We start from the raw sequence: 16,243 nt of genomic DNA on the forward strand, positions 1-16,243 counted from the left end.
ATCGCCTTATTTAATATAAAATTTTTATTATTAAGATATTTAATCAATACAAAATAACATTTAGAATATTCAAATAATTTATTGTTACTCGGAGTTGTTATGCAAAAACCAATTTCAAATGCCATATCAATATTTAATGCTAATCTATTTTGGATAATATTTGCTCTACTTGGTTTTATTTTCCTTCCTTCTATGGCATTACATTATGGTTTTAGTGAGTCCACCTCTGAGGAAATCTATCAAGCAATGGGTTGGAGTTCGTTTAATCTAAGCTGGGTATGGTTTGCTTTATTATCTATATTCCCCATTCTTTCTATTACCACTAAATATCAAGATAAATCTAAACAGGGCAAATATGAATTTATTCTTGCTATCAGTATTTTCCTGTTTATTTTTATTTCCGCCATTATTGAAAAAATCAATTTAGGCTACGCCATATTTATTCTGGTTATATCATTAATCGCCATTAGCACCAATGCCCTAGCGAAAATGAAAATAATGCAAGGCGATAAATTTATTCTTGCCTCCCTGATCAGCATTATTTTATTAATCTTCTTTTTTATTGTGTACCCTACTTTTGCTATCCTTATTTCGGTCTTTTATAACGGTTCTGAATTTGTACCTACCCAAGCCTTACAAATTATCCAGCAGCCTTATATCTTACGCATAATTATCAACTCGTTAAGTGTAGCTGGTACAACAGGGCTTTTAGCTACTATTTTTGGCTTATTTTTTGCCTTATATACCACACGCATTGCTAAGCGTACCGCATTTATTGGTAAAGTGTTTTCCATTTTGCCCATCGTTACACCGCCCTTTGTAGTTGGACTTGGCGTAACCCTAATGTTAGGGCGTTCAGGTTATGTAACCGAATATCTCGTTGATTATTTAGGCTTTAACAGCAACTGGTTATATGGTTTTACTGGTATTGTCATCGCCCATACATTAGCATTAACCCCAATGTCATTTATGATCTTAGAAGGGGCGTTAAAATCCATTCATCCCTCAATAGAAGAGGCTTCTTATACCTTACGAGCCAACAGATACCAAACCTTTTTAGGCGTGATTTTTCCGCTATTAAAACCTGCACTGGCTAACTCATTTTTAGTGGTAACCATTCAATCTGTGGCGGATTTTAGTACCCCATTGGTACTAGGCGGAAGTTTTGATGTGATTTCCTCACAAATTTACTTTTATATCGCAGGTTCACAATTAGATTATGCCTCTGCCAGTACATTAGGCACATTATTATTAATTTTTTCCTTAGGTATTTTCATTATCCAATATGCTTGGATTGGCAACCGCTCTTATGTTACCGTTTCTGGAAAATCTTATCGTGGCGATGTACAAGAACTCCCCTCTTTGATGAAATCCTTGATTAGCTTTATTTTAGCTTGTTGGGTTATTTTTAACGTTGCACTTTACGGCAGTATATTTTACGGTAGCTTTACCGTAAATTGGGGCGTAGATTACACCCTAACGCTCAAAAACTATATGATGTTGTTCGGACAAGGCTTTAACGATGGGGCTTGGCCTTCACTCATTCATACTGTCATTTTTGCCGCAACCGCTGCCCCTATTACTGCATTGTTTGGCTTACTTATTGCCTATATTACCGTCAGACGAGAATTTAAAGGCAAGAAAACCTTAGAATTTCTCACGTTATTATCTTTCTCAGTGCCTGGCACGGTGGCTGGGGTTTCCTATATATTAGCCTTTAATGACGCCCCGATTTATCTCACAGGAACAGGCATTATCATTGTTTTATCAATGGTAATGCGTAATATGCCTGTGGGTATGCGAGCTGCCATTGCTGGGCTAGGTCAACTTGATAAATCATTAGATGAAGCCTCATTATCCTTAAAAGGAAGCTCATTTAAGACAATCCTCTTTGTGGTTTTACCTTTACTAAAACCTGCTTTAATTTCTGCCTTGGTAACCAGTTTCGTTCGGGCAATGACTACCGTCAGTGCCATTGTATTTTTAGTCACAGCGGATACTCGTGTTGCCACCTCATATATTCTTAATCGTGTGGAAGATGGCGAATATGGTATTGCTATCGCCTATGGCTCAATTTTAATTATCGTAATGATGGCAATTATCCTTTTCTTTGATTGGATCGTAGGGGATAGCAGAATTGCTCGTTCAAAAGCGAAAAAACAACTCTAATTTTGCGATAAAAGGTTCAATATTATGCAACAAAATAATGATTTTCTCGTACTCAAAAACATAACAAAATCCTTTGGTAAAACCACCGTTATTGATAACCTAAACCTAAGTATCAAACGTGGCAGTATGGTTACCTTACTGGGTCCCTCAGGTTGCGGTAAAACCACGGTATTACGCCTCGTTGCAGGGCTAGAAAGCCCAACTTCTGGACAGATATTTATTGATGGCGAAGACGTTACCCAATCCTCGATCCAAACAAGAGATATTTGTATTGTGTTTCAATCCTATGCTCTCTTTCCTCATATGTCCATTGGCGAAAATGTGGGATACGGGCTAAAAATGCAAGGCATCAACAAATCCGAACGCCAAAAGAGAGTAAAAGAAGTATTAGAATTAGTGGATTTAGCAGGCTTTGAAGATCGTTTTGTGGATCAAATTTCTGGCGGTCAGCAACAACGTGTGGCATTAGCCAGAGCCTTAATTCTCAAGCCGAAAGTGCTACTTTTTGATGAACCCTTAAGTAACTTAGATGCCAATTTACGCCGTTCTATGCGTGAAAAAATTCGTGAATTACAACAAGGCTTAGGCATTACTTCCTTATATGTTACGCACGATCAAACCGAAGCCTTTGCGGTTTCCGATGAAGTGATTGTAATGGATAAAGGCAAAATTATGCAAAAAGCTCCCGCAGAAGAGCTTTATTTACGCCCAAATTCCTTATTTCTCGCCAATTTTATGGGCGAATCCAGTATATTACCCGCCACCCTCCAGCAAAACACCTTAGATATTTATGGTTACCAGATCTCGCTCAATAATCCGCAACAATTCGCCGTTGCCGATGGAAAATGTTTAGTGGGCATACGCCCTGAAGCCATTAAATTAAGCCAACAAGGCGAAGAAAAACAATATTGCACCATTAAAAGTGCGGTCTATATGGGAAATTATTGGGAAATTGTTGCACTTTGGCATAACCAAGAATTATTAATTAATGCACGCCCAGAAGATTTCAATCCGCATATTAACTCGGCTTATCTTCATTTTTCACAACAAGGTATTTTCTTGTTAAAAGCCTAATGATTTGTGATAGCGAAGTCGTCGTTTTTCGCCAATAAAAAGTGCGGTCAAAAAAATGATTTTTTTAACCGCACTTTGGATAAAGCATTAAAGGATATTAGTTTAATTTTTTTAATTCTTTTAAAATATTACAACCATTTTGGTTGCCATTATCACAACCTTTTTTAACCCATTTTCTAGCTTGGGTAAGATCCTTTTTAACACCTTTTCCTAAAGCATACATCAGCCCTAAATTAGTTTGTGCCTCAGCCACACCTTGCTCCGCCGCTTTACGATACCATTGTAGGGCTTGAGCATAATCTTGTTTTACCCCTCGTTTAGCATACATCACCCCTAAATTAAATTGTGCTTCAGCATCATCTTGCTCCGCTGCTTTACGCCACCATTGCTCTGCTTGGGCATAATCTTGTTTTACCCCTTGTCCATTAGCATACATAAGCCCTAAATTAAATTGTGCTTTAGCATTACCTTGCTCCGCCGCTTTGCGATACCATTGTGCTGCTTGGGCATAATCTTGTTTAACGCCTTTACCAAAATAGTACATTTCGGCTAAAAGATATTGTCCGTCAGCATTGCCTAGTTCAGCAGCTTTGCGATACTCTTCTACTGCTTTAGTATAATCTTTCTCGAGTTGATAATTTACTCCTTTTATAATGGCTGATGCAGCATCAAGCTCTTGCTGTGAAACTATTCGATTAGCTTGACTAGGCAAACTGACTACAGTAAAGGCACTGATTAGTATTAAGCTAAAAAATAAATTGGCTTTCTTTAGCTGATTAAAGAAAATTTGATATTTTTTCATAAAAATCTCCGTTTATATTTATTGACCTAATAGATATTAGATAAATTGCTTATTAAAAAAGTGCAGCCAAAAAATTATTTTTAACCGCACTTTGGGATAAAGATAAAGTTAAAACAAAGCATTAAAGGATATTAGTTTAATTGTTTTAAATTATTACACCCAAGTTGGAAACCATTATCACAGGCTTGCTTCAACCATTTTTTAGCTTGAGTCAGATTCTTTTTAACCCCTAGTCCTTCAAGATACATCAAACCTAAATTATTTTGTGCTTCAGCATGACCTTGCTCCGCTGCTTGGCGAAGCCATTGTGCGGCTTGCGCATAATCTTGTTTTACCCCTTGTCCTTGATGATACATATTCCCTAACTTAAATTGTGCTTCAGCCATACCTTGCTCCGCTGCTTTTTGATACCATTGCGCTGCTTGTGCATCATCTTGTTTAACCCCTTGACCATTAGAGTACATAGTAGCTAAAACAAACTGTCCGCCAACATTACCTTGTTCAGCCGCTTTGCGGTACCATTTTATAGCTTGAGCATAATCTTGTTTTACATTCATCCCTAATTCATAGCGATTGCCTAATATAATTTGTGCCAGAACATTACCTTGTTCAGCCGCTTTACGGTACCATTCTATAGCTTGAGCATAATCTTGTTTTACATTCATCCCTAATTCATAGCGACTGCCTAATGTAAGTTGTGCATCAGCATTACCCTGTTCTGCTTGTTGTTGTAATTGAGCAATCTCTGTTTGTTGGTTAGCTTGACTAGGTAAACTCAGCACAGAAAAGGCACTGATTAGCACTAAACTAAAACATAAGTTCGCTTTTTTTAACTTATTAAACAAAATTTGGTGTTTTTTCATAAAAAATCTCCATGTGTTTATCGATTAATATCAATATTTTTATTTACCTAATGGCATTAGGTAAACTTGCCTATTGAAAAAAAAAAACGGTTTGTGTCAAGCTAAAAATCACAATTTTTTGCAAAAATTTGCGTAAAATTTCAAGGAACAAAAATAGGGGAAAGTCAATGCGATTGGAAATTAAACTCAGGTTGAAATGGAAAGATAAAATGTGGCTTGCTTTGGCGGTTAAGGTGGGGATTTAGGAGGTTGATTGTTCTAAAAAGTGCGGTGAGTTTTGGGATTTTTTTCACTTTCATTTCTCCGATTTGGATAACGGTTTTCGCCGTTCAGAGGACAGAAGACGGAAGACAGAGGACTGAAGTGGCTACGCTAATTTATTGATAGTTAAGATTATTCTGTCCTCAGTTCTTTGTCTTCTAAATTTCACAGGAAATTTTCAAAGGAGAATGATCGGAAATATTGAGATTATTGGAAAATTTTTCCAAAACTGACCGCACTTTAACAATATCAGCATACCACCTTATATTATTTTCTATTAAAACAACAATATATTCAGTTATTTTGCCTGATGACGCTGTTTTAATTTAGCAATCACATCAGCCCAGCTAAGATCCGCATCTTGTAAAAGTACAGTAAGATGATAAGCCAAATCTGCTGCCTCGCAAATAGTTTCTTCACGATCTTTTACAGTCGCCGCTAATGCAGTTTCAACGCCCTCTTCGCCAACTTTTTGAGCGATACGTTTTGTGCCTTTTGCATAAAGTTCAGCGGTATAGGAACTAGCTGGATCAGCTCCTTTTCTTGCGGCAATTAAACGCTCTAATTTACTAAAAAATGTCCAATCCAATACATTTTGTTGATTGAATTGATGAAAACAACTTTCCGCCCCAGTATGACAGGTTTCGCCAATAGGTTTAGCTAAAATTAATAAGCTATCTTGATCACAATCTAAGCTCAGATCCACCACATTAAGAAAATGCCCTGAACTTTCGCCTTTTGTCCATAAACGTTGTTTGGTGCGAGAATAAAAAGTTACTTTTTTCTCTGTTAAGGTTTTGTTCAATGCTTCTTGGTTCATATAGCCTAACATTAATACTTCGCAAGTATTCACATTTTGTACAATCACAGGCAATAAACCATTAACTTTTTGCCAATCAATTTGAGTTATATTCATTGTTTTATCCTATTTTGAAATGATTATTGACGTACTATTACACCTTGCTCCGCAAGATAATCTTTTAGTTGGGGAATTTGAATAATTTGTTTATGAAACACACTTGCCGCTAATGCACCATCAACCTTTGCTTCTACAAAAGCATCACGAAAATGCACCATTTCCCCTGCTCCACCTGAAGCAATCAATGGAACATCACAAACGGCTCTTGCTTGTTTTAATTGCACTAAATCATAACCTTGTCGCACACCGTCTTGATTCATCATATTAAGGACAATTTCGCCCGCCCCTCGTTGTTGTACTTCTTGCAACCAGTCCAATAATTGCCAGTGAGTTTGTCGAGTACGAGATTCATCGCCCGTATATTGGTTGACCCAATATTTCCCTGTTTGTTGCTCAAACCAACTATCAATGCCCACCACAATGGCTTGTACGCCAAAACGATCCGCTAATTGATTAATTAAATCTGGGTTTGCTAATGCTGGCGAGTTAATGGAAATTTTATCTGCCCCAAAGGCAAAAATTTGTTCAGCATCTTCAAGCCGTTTAATGCCCCCTGCCACACAAAAAGGAATATCAATCACTTCGGCAACTTTAGCCACCCAGCTTTTATCCACTGTACGCCCATCGCTTGACGCGGTAATATCATAAAACACTAATTCGTCCGCACCTTCTTCGGCATAACGTTGTGCTAAAGGCACAATATCGCCAATAATTTCGTGGTTACGAAATTGTATCCCTTTAACCACTTGTCCATTTCTTACGTCTAAACAAGGAATTATGCGTTTTGCCAACATTCAATCGCCTCCCTTACGCTAAATCTGCCCTCTAATAATGCTCGCCCAACAATCACACCTGCAACGCCTGTATTTTTTAATGCCGCAATATCAGCTAATGTCCCAATTCCCCCTGAAGATTGAAATTGGATCGTTGGAAATTTCGCACAGAGTTCTTGATACAAGGCTACATTTGAGCCTTGCAATGTCCCATCGCGTGAAATATCGGTGCAAAGTACGTGTTTTAAACCAAAAGTGCGGTAATTTTCCACCAAATTTTCTAAACTCAATGGGCTAGTTTCTTGCCAACCTTTGATCGCTACCCACTTTTGCCCTTGTTCAATGCGAATATCTAACGCCAACACAAATTTCTCCGCCCCATATTTGCTAAACCATTGTTTAACTAAATCAGGATCGGTTACCGCCGTTGAGCCAATCACCACACGATTTGCCCCCACAGCAAGTAAATCTGCCACATCTTTTTCAGTGCGAATACCGCCACCAACTTGGATCTTGGCTTGTGTTTTTTCAATAATTTTACCAATTAAGGTGGTTTGTCGCTGATCAGGATCTTTTGCCCCTGTCAAATCCACCAAATGCAACTGCTCTGCGCCCTGTGCCAAATAATTGGCAAATTGTTCAATAGGGTCATCGGTGTAAGTAGTTTGTTTCGCATAATCCCCTTGATGTAAACGCACTACTTGCCCATCAATTAAGTCTAATGCTGGGATAATTAATGATTTTTTCATCATTTTTCCTTATCTATTCCTAAAAATTAAATATTTTCCACAAAATTACGCAACAGCATTGCCCCCACCTTGCCTGAACGTTCAGGGTGGAACTGTACACCATAAAAATTGTTTTTTTGTAATGCCGCCGAAAATAATTCGCCATACTCGCTAATAGCAATGGTGTATTCATTGGGCAATACCGCATAACTATGCACAAAATAAAAATAACTTCCCTGTTTAATCCCCTCAAATAAGGGATTATCTTGGGTTAAATTAACTTGATTCCAACCCATATGAGGTAAGGGCAATCCCTTATGATTAGGTAACAACTCTGTTTCAACTGGCATAATGCCTAAAGTTTCCACTCCCCCCTCGCGAGAATATTGCGTCATTAATTGCATACCTAAACAGATCCCCAAAATAGGTTGGGTCGCCTTTTTGATTAATTCAATAAGCTGCCGATCCGCTAAATTTTTCATTGCCGCTGATGCCGTTCCTACTCCAGGCAATAATAATTTTTCTGCTTGCAAAATTTGCTCAGGCGAACGGCTAATATCCACTGAATAACCTAACCGATCAAAGGCAAATTTTACCGATGAAAGATTGGCACAACCTGTATCAATAATAATGATTTTTGCCATTTTTTGTCCTTATATTACTTAATTTTGGCTAATTGTGATTGTAACGAACGTTTAAATGCCACCGCCAATACATCACAAGCTAAGGCTTGTTCTAACGATTGTCGATCTGATTGACTTGATAATAAGCGATTTAAATGGCGAATAGTCAAGGCTGGATAAGGACGATCTAACAAAATAACCTCATCACCTTGCCGAATAAGCCCTGTTTGGATAACCCGCACATACCAACCCGTCAAGCCTGAATTAAATACCGTACGTTGTGTTTCCTCATTATTGGTATTTTTAGATAAACGCTCACAAGGTTTTCTCGGTTGCGACACTTCAAGCACTACATCACCAATCTGAAAACGATCGCCCACACAAACATTATCTTCATTCAAATCAGAAACCACAAAATTTTCACCATAAATAGCGGTATTATCATAACTAAAATTTTCGGCTAACAACTGATTTAACTGAGTAAAACTACGATCTGCCATAAATAATAGAGCTTTATCAACACCACCATGATGTTTTGTCAACGCCACCTCATTGCCTTCTGCTCCCAATTCGTTGATAACCACCTGACTAACAGGTTGCTTACGAATTGCCGTTTCATAAACTGAACCATCGGCAAAGGTTAATGTTTGCACTTTACCAATTTTAATCACTAATATTTGAGCCATAATTATTCCTTAATGTTAAATACCATAATAGGCTTGTTGCTCTGCTACTTTTTGTTGGAAATTTTTGATTTCTTTCTGCATTTCATCTAATAATAGCTGTTCTGACGGTAAATAAAGCTGATATTCACTAGCAAAAATTTGTTTTTGATTATCAGGTAAACTAAATTTAACAACAGTATCATTCTTATCCGCACAAAGTAAAATTCCAATTGTTGGATTTTCGTGTGGTAGTTTTTCAATACGATCAAAATAGTTCACATACATTTGTAATTGACCTAAATCTTGATGGGTTAATTTATGCGTTTTTATCTCTATTAATACAAAGCATTGCAATAAACGATTATAAAAAACAAGATCTACAAAAAAATCATCGCCATCTAAATGTAATCGTTTTTGCCTTGCAACAAAAGAAAAACCGTTACCTAATTCAAGCAGAAAATCTTGTAAATGGGTAATAATTGCTTTTTCTAAATCTTTCTCATAATAATCACTTTCATATTTCAACCCCAAAAACTCTAACACCATTGGATCTTTAATAATCTGTTTGGCATCAATAGGTATAGTTTCGTTTCTTGCCATTGCAAGTAAGGTATGACGATCATTGCTCAACAACAACCTTTCATATAACCTGCTATGAATTTGTCGCTCTAATTGACGGGAACTCCAATTATTTTTAACTGTTTCAGCGATATAGAACTCTCTTTTATGGGCATCATCTATCCGCAATAACATTCTATATTGTGTCCAATTTAATTGCGATCGCAGTGCGTTCGCAATTGGAAACATACGATAAAACTGCCGACACAACTCTAATTGCCGCCGTCCAAATCCACTTCCAAATTCAGGCTCTAACTGCTTAGCAAGGTAAATAATTAAGTAACTACCATAATCAGCTCTCTCTTGCCCCTGCTGTTCTTGCTCAAAAATGCGTTGTCCTATATGCCAGTACATCAACACTCGCTGAAAATCAATAGCACGGACGGCATTTTCTCGTGATTGTTCAATTATCTTTTTTATGTCATCAATAAGATGCTGATTAGCAATTTTCATCATTACCTATGCCCTCATTAAGGTTTACCTATTTTCTCACTAAAAATACCGCCAAAATCCACCGCACTTGCTACAATACCCCTTTTGAACTTGGCAACTCATCTCCCTCAACCCGAATAGCTTGTCTTAAGGTTCGTCCAAACACCTTAAACAAACTCTCAATTTTATGATGATCATTCTCCCCAGTGGCTTTTAAATGCAAAGTAGCTAATAAACTAAAAGCTAAAGATTGGAAAAAATGTTCTGTCATTTCGGTACTAAAATCTCCTACCTTTTCTCGTTTAAATTTTGCCTTAAATTTAATAAAAGGGCGACCTGATAAATCTAACGCACATTCCGCTCGGCATTCGTCCATGGGTAACACAAAACCAAAACGGGCAATCCCTCGTTTATCGCCCAAGGCTTGTTTTAACGCTGTTCCCAAAGCCAATGCGGTATCTTCCACCGTATGATGCTCATCAATATGCAAATCCCCTTTGCATTGTACATTCATTCGGAAACCGCCATGGGTAGCAATTTGATCTAGCATATGATCAAAGAAACCCACGCCTGTGCTAATTTGATTGACGCCTGTTTCATCAAGCCAAACCTGCACCTTAATATCCGTTTCTTTAGTGGTACGCACCACTTCGGCATAACGTGGCTGACGATCTTCAGAAAGTGCGGTGGATTTTGGCAATAATTTTTCCACAATCAACGACCAATTAAGTTTTTCAGGGTGATACTGCAACCCTTGAATACCTAGATTTTCTGCTAACTGTACATCGGTAAGACGATCGCCAATCACAAAACTCGTTTGCGGATCAAAACGTTGTTGTGAAATATATTTATGCAATAATTTCGTTTTCGGTTTACGGCATTGACATTGATCTTCTGGCTTATGGGGGCAAATTAACACATCATCAAAAATAATGCCTTGTGAATTAAATATCGCCATTAACGCATTATGCGGCTTATCAAAATCCGCTTGCGGAAAAGAGGCTGTACCTAAACCATCTTGGTTACTCACCATAACCAAACGATATTTTTGTTGCAACCGCAACAACGCTGGAATAACCATAGGTTCAAGTTTTAATTTTTCCAAACTATCAATTTGGAAATCTGTTTTAGGTTCATCAATTAATGTACCATCACGATCAATAAATAATGTTGGTTGCATAGTTTTTCCTTAATTTATCCATTTTATTCTCATTTATTTATCTAATTCTTTAAGACTTGTAAGCACGCGTGCATTTTCTTCTGCAATCCCTACCGTAATCCTAACACAATTCTCCAAGCCTAAAGCATTATGTTGATCACGCAAAATAATGCCTTGTTGCCATAAGGCCTTAAACACCTGTTGACCCTCTTTAAATTTCACCAAAAGGTAATTTGCTTGGCTTGGGTAAACTTGTTCTACAATGGATAATTGCTGTAATTGATCGGCTAACCATTGGCGTTGCTCCAGGACATCTTGTACTCTCTCTTGCATTTGTTGAATACCCTGTGGGGTAAGCGCCTGTGCGGCAATATCTGCCACAGGTACTGGTAACGGATAAGGGGCAATCACTTTTTGTAGGGTAGCGATTAACTCTGGATTAGCAAGGGTAAAACCACAACGTAAGCCTGCTAAGGCAAAGGCTTTGGATAAGGTACGAATAATCGCCAAGTTAGGATAATTTGCTAGTTCGTTAGCTAAAGTAGCTTGCGGTGCAAATTCAATATAAGCCTCATCAACCACCACAATGGCTTTATTTTGCGTTATCGCTAATAAACGTAGCAAATCCTGCCGATTAAGCAAGTTGCCAGTGGGATTATTAGGGCTGCATACAAACACCACTTTGACTTTTTCTAAATTTTGCTCAATATTCGCCAAATCTAGCTGAAAATCAGCAGTTAATGGCACAATTTTACGCTCAATTCCGCAAGTTTCCGCGCTTACTGCATACATTCCATAGGTAGGGGGGCAATATAAAATAGCCTCGTCATTTTCACAAAAAGCCCGAATAATTAATTCAATACTTTCATCTCCTCCTCTGCTCACTAACACATTTTCTGTGGCGACACCGGCATAGCGTGCATAATTGTCAATTACCGCTTGCGGTTGCGGATCAGGATAACGATTAAATTGGCGTTGGCTTAAATTAAAATCTGGCGATAATGCATATTCATTTGCATTAAGCCAAATATTGCCCTTTCCCCCTAAACGGCGAGCGGATTGATAAGGGGTTAATGCTTGAATATTTTTTCTTGAAAGTGCTGAGATAGTCATATTGTTTTCCTATTGTGTTTGCTGTTATATAGTCGTCCCACTTTGTCTTATGTTAAATTGAAACAACTATATTAATCCTTTTATTGGTTAAAGTGCGGTCATTTTTCCATTATTTTTGAGCCAATTTTGCCAAACGAATACTTACCGCCTGTTTATGTGCTTCCAGTTGTTCTGCTGTTGCCATTAACTCAACGGTTTTGGCTAAATCGGCAAAACCTTGTGGGGTTAATTCTTGCACCGTCATTCGTTTGCTAAAATCCGCCAATCCTAAGCTGGAATAAGTTTTGGTATAGCCATAAGTGGGTAAAACGTGATTAGTGCCTGAGGCATAATCGCCCATACTTTCTGGCGAATAAGCACCGAGGAAAATAGAACCCGCATTATCTAACAATGGTAATAATTGGCGAGCATTCTCCACTTGCACCACCAAATGCTCTGGGGCATATTGATTGCTAATGGCAATACATTCATTTAAATCTTTTGCTAGCAAAATACGACTATGCTGCAATGCCTTGCGAGCAGTTTCTGCTCGTGGTAATTGTGCTAATTGGCGTTCAATAGCATCAAGAGTATTTTGGGCGAGCTGTTTACTGTCAGTAACCAGCATTACTTGGCTGTCTGCACCATGTTCCGCTTGGGATAAGAGATCACTTGCCACAAACTCCGCATCAGCAAATTTATCTGCAATCACTAGCACTTCTGACGGTCCAGCTGGCATATCAATCGCTGTACCTAATTGTTGCACTTGACGTTTTGCCTCCGTAACAAAAGCATTACCTGGTCCAAAAATCTTATCTACTTTGCTAACAGTTTGCGTGCCTTGTGCCATGGCAAAAATTGCCTGTGCCCCACCGACAGTATAAATCTTATCCACACCACATAAATTCGCCGTATATAAAATTTCATCGGCAATAGGCGGCGGACTACATAACACAATTTGCTTACAACCTGCCAATTTCGCCGGAATTGCCAACATTAACACCGTAGAAAATAACGGCGCAGAACCACCCGGAATATACAAGCCCACCCTATTAATAGGACGCGTTATCACTTGGCAACGCACGCCTTTTTGCGTTTCAATATCCACCTCTTGTGGTTGTTGAGCCTGATGAAAGGCATAAATATTGGCATAGGCGTTTTGAATAGCTTGTTTTAACTCATCATTAATACGTTGACTGGCTTGTTCAATTTGTTGTGGCGTAACCACTAATTCATTGAGTTTACAACCATCAAATTTCTCCGCCAATGCCAATAAGGCTTGATCGCCTTGTTGTTCAACGAAAACACGAATATTATCCACCGCATTTTTTACCGATTGCCCCGCAGAAATCGCAGGACGTGTTAAAACTTGTTGTTGCTGTGTTAAGGTTAATTCCGCCCAGTTAATCATTTGCATAATCAATTCCTTTTCCGTTAATTACTCTAACATTTTCTCAATCGGTAAAACCAAAATAGAACTTGCCCCAATTTCTTTTAAGCGTTCCATCGTTTCCCAAAATAGATTTTCTTGGCTAACCACGTGCATTGCCACTTTATTGCTATCTTCCGCTAACGCCAAAATAGTAGGATTTTCTACGCCAGGCAATAATGCCGTAATTTCCGCCAATTTATCTTTTGGAGCGTGCAACATAATATACTTACTTTCATTCGCTTGTTGTACCCCTTGAATACGTGTTAATAACCGATCCACTAATGCCTGTTTTTCCTCGTCTAAGGGCAAAGCTCGCTGAATTAAACAAGATTTAGAGCGATAAATCACTTCCACTTCTCGCAAACCGTTCGCCTCCAACGTCGCTCCTGATGACACTAAATCACAAATGGCGGTGGCTAATCCTGCACTTGGCGCAACCTCCACTGACCCCGTTAATAAACAATTTTTAAATTTCACACCTTGCTGTTGCATATAACGTTTTAACAAATTTGGATAGGAAGTGGCGATACGTGCATTATTTAAATCTTGTATGCTTTGATAAGGCATTTCTCTTGGTAATGCAATTGATAAACGGCAACCGCCAAAATCCAAACGGCGTAATTTTTTATAGCTGACCTGTTCGCCCGCAGAAGTTCGTGCTAATTCTTCTTCCTCCAACACATTCTCGCCAATAATACCCAGATCAACCACGCCATCAAACACTAAACCGGGAATGTCATCATCACGCACTCGCAAAATCTCAAGGGGCATATTTTCCGCATAAGCAATTAAACGTTGCTCATTCCAATTAATTTTTACCCCACATTGTTTTAACAATGCCTGTGATTCTTGACTTAAACGTCCTGATTTTTGCATCGCAATTCTAATTCGATTATTTGTCATCATTTTTTCCTTTTTTATTACTGAAACATTTATGTTAACCAAACAAAAACCCCTCGAAAGTTCACTTCCGAGGGGTGGTAAAATTGTTAATTTATACGCATTGCTCGGAAGTCCTATCTTCCAAGCAACACCAAACGCCTGAAAGATAATCAGGTATGATGGTGATGATGAGCAGTGCGTTTGAAAATCATAATATTGTCCTTTTGTGTTAAGTGGTTTTTAACATACGCCGATTAAAATAAAATTGCAAGTGTTTTTTCATAGATTTTTTTGGGTTTTATCACAAAAAAATATCAATTAACCGCCAAATTTCCTCTTTACTTATATTGACGCCAATCGTTTTTTTTTTACAATCTGGAAGTTTTAGCCTTAATCTCATTAAATAAAAAATTTAATGAAAATACATCATTTAATACGACAGAATTTGTCGCTACCCATACTATACTTTGTTACAAACATTGAATAAATAGGTTATTTATGCAAGCTAAACATCAATACTTAAATACATTTGTACGAGGAAAATTTTTCCACGATTTTATTTTAACGGTCATTATTGTTAATGCTGCGGTTATTGGATTATCCACTTATCCAACTATTGAAAAAAATTATAATGATTTATTAACCGCACTTAATCGAATTTGTACAATTATCTTTGTCATTGAATTTATTCTTAGAATTTACACTTATAAAATGAGATTTTTTAAACGGCGTTGGGATATTTTCGATCTTATCGTTGTTATTATTTCTTTAGTACCAGAAACCTCGGTTGCTTCTGTATTTAGGTTTTTACGAATAATCCGTATATTACGGCTTATTTCTATCATTCCACAAATTCAATTTATTACACAAGTGTTGTTAAAAACACTCTCTTCAATTTTTAGTGTGGGTATTCTGTTAATGGTAGTTTACTATGTCTATGCCGTTATTGTAACAAACTTATATGCCCACGATTTTCCAGAATTATTCGGCACAATCAATGAAAGTTATTATACCTTATTTCAAATGATGACCTTTGATAGTTGGTCATCTGGCATTGTCCGCCCAGTAATGCAACACCATCCTTATTCTTGGATAGTTTTTATTAGTTTTATTATTATCGCTACTTATATTGTACTTAATATTGTTATTGGCATTATCGTAGATTGTATTAATGAGATAAAAGGTAATGAAGAAAAAGAAGTTTGCGAAAAAACAGAGTTAGTTTATCAAAATATGATTAATCAGCTACAACAATTACAGGAGGAAATAAAGCAATTAAAAAATAAAATAGATCCAAACTAAATCAAATAAACATTAATCATTCTAAACATAAGGAGAAATTTATGCCTGATATTCATTTACCTAAAGATTGGGTTTGCGATGGTAAAACCTTAAAACCTAAATATGGTGCAACTTCTTCAAATACTTGGGAATTTGATGGACGTTACCTAAAACCTAGAACAGGAGCAAGCGCTTCCAATAGCTGGGAATTTGATGGGCGTACCTTAAAACCTCGGGTAGGAGTTAATTCAAAAAATACTTGGGAACTTGATGGACGAGGTAATATTAAACCTCGTGTAGGTGCTAATCGTAATAATACCTATAGCCTCAATGGCAATTCAATATTAGTGGTTTATGGGCAAATTATACTCGCTCTTTGGTAAAAAATATAAACTCACTGTTCAAATATGCAGTGAGTTTATTTCCCTCAAAAGATAAAACATTTCTATATAAACAAGTTATAAACGATA

Annotated in this window: 16 protein-coding genes and 1 other annotated feature; of the genes, 4 read left to right on the forward strand and 12 right to left on the reverse strand. The window is 37.4% G+C overall.

Annotated features, from left to right (window positions below; genetic code table 11):
* Nucleotides 1-99: 99 nt before the first annotated feature.
* Nucleotides 100-2,169 carry an ABC transporter permease gene (locus A6A20_RS00760; protein ID WP_279571682.1) on the forward strand — a complete coding sequence of 690 codons (2,070 nt, stop codon included), beginning with the start codon at nt 100-102 and terminating at the stop codon, nt 2,167-2,169.
* Nucleotides 2,170-2,193: 24 nt separating this feature from the next.
* Complete coding sequence (gene fbpC / locus A6A20_RS00765; protein ID WP_279571683.1) at nt 2,194-3,243, forward strand: ferric ABC transporter ATP-binding protein; 1,050 nt, start codon at nt 2,194-2,196, stop codon at nt 3,241-3,243.
* Between the two features lie 97 nt (nt 3,244-3,340).
* Here fbpC and A6A20_RS00770 read toward each other — a convergent pair whose 3' ends face one another.
* The 12 genes from A6A20_RS00770 to hisG form a co-directional block, all read right to left on the reverse strand.
* Nucleotides 3,341-4,045 (reverse strand): tetratricopeptide repeat protein, encoded by a 705-nt coding sequence (locus tag A6A20_RS00770; RefSeq protein WP_279571684.1) that lies wholly within the window; start codon nt 4,043-4,045, stop codon nt 3,341-3,343.
* A 131-nt stretch (nt 4,046-4,176) separates the two neighbouring features.
* Nucleotides 4,177-4,908 carry a tetratricopeptide repeat protein gene (locus tag A6A20_RS00775; protein WP_279571685.1) on the reverse strand — a complete coding sequence of 244 codons (732 nt, stop codon included), beginning with the start codon at nt 4,906-4,908 and terminating at the stop codon, nt 4,177-4,179.
* A 559-nt stretch (nt 4,909-5,467) separates the two neighbouring features.
* Nucleotides 5,468-6,085, reverse strand: coding sequence for a bifunctional phosphoribosyl-AMP cyclohydrolase/phosphoribosyl-ATP diphosphatase HisIE (hisIE, locus tag A6A20_RS00780; protein WP_279571686.1), 618 nt, complete (start codon nt 6,083-6,085; stop codon nt 5,468-5,470).
* A 23-nt stretch (nt 6,086-6,108) separates the two neighbouring features.
* A complete protein-coding gene (gene hisF, locus A6A20_RS00785) occupies nt 6,109-6,882 on the reverse strand; it encodes an imidazole glycerol phosphate synthase subunit HisF (RefSeq protein ID WP_279571687.1) in 774 nt (257 codons plus the stop codon).
* Nucleotides 6,864-7,613 carry a 1-(5-phosphoribosyl)-5-[(5-phosphoribosylamino)methylideneamino]imidazole-4-carboxamide isomerase gene (gene hisA, locus A6A20_RS00790; RefSeq protein ID WP_279571688.1) on the reverse strand — a complete coding sequence of 250 codons (750 nt, stop codon included), beginning with the start codon at nt 7,611-7,613 and terminating at the stop codon, nt 6,864-6,866. The genes hisF and hisA overlap by 19 nt, the downstream gene beginning before the upstream one ends.
* 23 nt (nt 7,614-7,636) lie before the next feature.
* Nucleotides 7,637-8,233, reverse strand: a complete 597-nt coding sequence (gene hisH / locus A6A20_RS00795; protein WP_279571689.1) for an imidazole glycerol phosphate synthase subunit HisH — start codon at nt 8,231-8,233, stop codon at nt 7,637-7,639.
* A 14-nt stretch (nt 8,234-8,247) separates the two neighbouring features.
* A complete protein-coding gene (locus A6A20_RS00800) occupies nt 8,248-8,901 on the reverse strand; it encodes an MOSC domain-containing protein (protein WP_279573709.1) in 654 nt (217 codons plus the stop codon).
* Between the two features lie 12 nt (nt 8,902-8,913).
* Entirely contained in the window at nt 8,914-9,951 is a 1,038-nt protein-coding gene (locus A6A20_RS00805; protein ID WP_279571690.1) for a PDDEXK nuclease domain-containing protein, read from the reverse strand.
* A 67-nt stretch (nt 9,952-10,018) separates the two neighbouring features.
* Nucleotides 10,019-11,107, reverse strand: a complete 1,089-nt coding sequence (hisB, locus tag A6A20_RS00810) for a bifunctional histidinol-phosphatase/imidazoleglycerol-phosphate dehydratase HisB (protein WP_279571691.1) — start codon at nt 11,105-11,107, stop codon at nt 10,019-10,021.
* Between the two features lie 33 nt (nt 11,108-11,140).
* Entirely contained in the window at nt 11,141-12,199 is a 1,059-nt protein-coding gene (hisC, locus tag A6A20_RS00815) for a histidinol-phosphate transaminase (RefSeq protein ID WP_279571692.1), read from the reverse strand.
* A 109-nt stretch (nt 12,200-12,308) separates the two neighbouring features.
* Nucleotides 12,309-13,595, reverse strand: a complete 1,287-nt coding sequence (gene hisD, locus A6A20_RS00820; RefSeq protein ID WP_279571693.1) for a histidinol dehydrogenase — start codon at nt 13,593-13,595, stop codon at nt 12,309-12,311.
* 21 nt (nt 13,596-13,616) lie between these two features.
* A complete protein-coding gene (gene hisG / locus A6A20_RS00825) occupies nt 13,617-14,516 on the reverse strand; it encodes an ATP phosphoribosyltransferase (RefSeq protein WP_279571694.1) in 900 nt (299 codons plus the stop codon).
* Between the two features lie 38 nt (nt 14,517-14,554).
* Nucleotides 14,555-14,684 (reverse strand) — a sequence feature (His leader region).
* 306 nt (nt 14,685-14,990) lie between these two features.
* Here hisG and A6A20_RS00830 point away from each other — a divergent pair.
* Both A6A20_RS00830 and A6A20_RS00835 read left to right on the forward strand, forming a co-directional pair.
* Nucleotides 14,991-15,794: an ion transporter gene (locus A6A20_RS00830; protein WP_279571695.1), complete on the forward strand. Its 804-nt coding sequence runs from the start codon at nt 14,991-14,993 to the stop codon at nt 15,792-15,794.
* Nucleotides 15,795-15,835: 41 nt separating this feature from the next.
* Nucleotides 15,836-16,156 (forward strand): hypothetical protein, encoded by a 321-nt coding sequence (locus A6A20_RS00835; protein WP_279571696.1) that lies wholly within the window; start codon nt 15,836-15,838, stop codon nt 16,154-16,156.
* Nucleotides 16,157-16,243 lie beyond the last annotated feature (87 nt).

Origin of the sequence: Volucribacter amazonae (genome assembly GCF_029783845.1) — a bacterium.
Lineage (GTDB): Bacteria > Pseudomonadota > Gammaproteobacteria > Enterobacterales > Pasteurellaceae > Volucribacter > Volucribacter amazonae.

What these genes read in the sequence shown, in the direction of transcription:
- A6A20_RS00760 (WP_279571682.1), top strand. Translation starts at nt 100, where the DNA reads ATGCAAAAACCAATTTCAAATGCCATATCAATATTTAATGCTAATCTA.
- fbpC (WP_279571683.1), top strand. Translation starts at nt 2,194, where the DNA reads ATGCAACAAAATAATGATTTTCTCGTACTCAAAAACATAACAAAATCC.
- A6A20_RS00770 (WP_279571684.1), bottom strand. Translation starts at nt 4,045, where the DNA reads ATGAAAAAATATCAAATTTTCTTTAATCAGCTAAAGAAAGCCAATTTA.
- A6A20_RS00775 (WP_279571685.1), bottom strand. Translation starts at nt 4,908, where the DNA reads ATGAAAAAACACCAAATTTTGTTTAATAAGTTAAAAAAAGCGAACTTA.
- hisIE (WP_279571686.1), bottom strand. Translation starts at nt 6,085, where the DNA reads ATGAATATAACTCAAATTGATTGGCAAAAAGTTAATGGTTTATTGCCT.
- hisF (WP_279571687.1), bottom strand. Translation starts at nt 6,882, where the DNA reads ATGTTGGCAAAACGCATAATTCCTTGTTTAGACGTAAGAAATGGACAA.
- hisA (WP_279571688.1), bottom strand. Translation starts at nt 7,613, where the DNA reads ATGATGAAAAAATCATTAATTATCCCAGCATTAGACTTAATTGATGGG.
- hisH (WP_279571689.1), bottom strand. Translation starts at nt 8,233, where the DNA reads ATGGCAAAAATCATTATTATTGATACAGGTTGTGCCAATCTTTCATCG.
- A6A20_RS00805 (WP_279571690.1), bottom strand. Translation starts at nt 9,951, where the DNA reads ATGATGAAAATTGCTAATCAGCATCTTATTGATGACATAAAAAAGATA.
- hisB (WP_279571691.1), bottom strand. Translation starts at nt 11,107, where the DNA reads ATGCAACCAACATTATTTATTGATCGTGATGGTACATTAATTGATGAA.
- hisC (WP_279571692.1), bottom strand. Translation starts at nt 12,199, where the DNA reads ATGACTATCTCAGCACTTTCAAGAAAAAATATTCAAGCATTAACCCCT.
- hisD (WP_279571693.1), bottom strand. Translation starts at nt 13,595, where the DNA reads ATGCAAATGATTAACTGGGCGGAATTAACCTTAACACAGCAACAACAA.
- hisG (WP_279571694.1), bottom strand. Translation starts at nt 14,516, where the DNA reads ATGATGACAAATAATCGAATTAGAATTGCGATGCAAAAATCAGGACGT.
- A6A20_RS00830 (WP_279571695.1), top strand. Translation starts at nt 14,991, where the DNA reads ATGCAAGCTAAACATCAATACTTAAATACATTTGTACGAGGAAAATTT.
- A6A20_RS00835 (WP_279571696.1), top strand. Translation starts at nt 15,836, where the DNA reads ATGCCTGATATTCATTTACCTAAAGATTGGGTTTGCGATGGTAAAACC.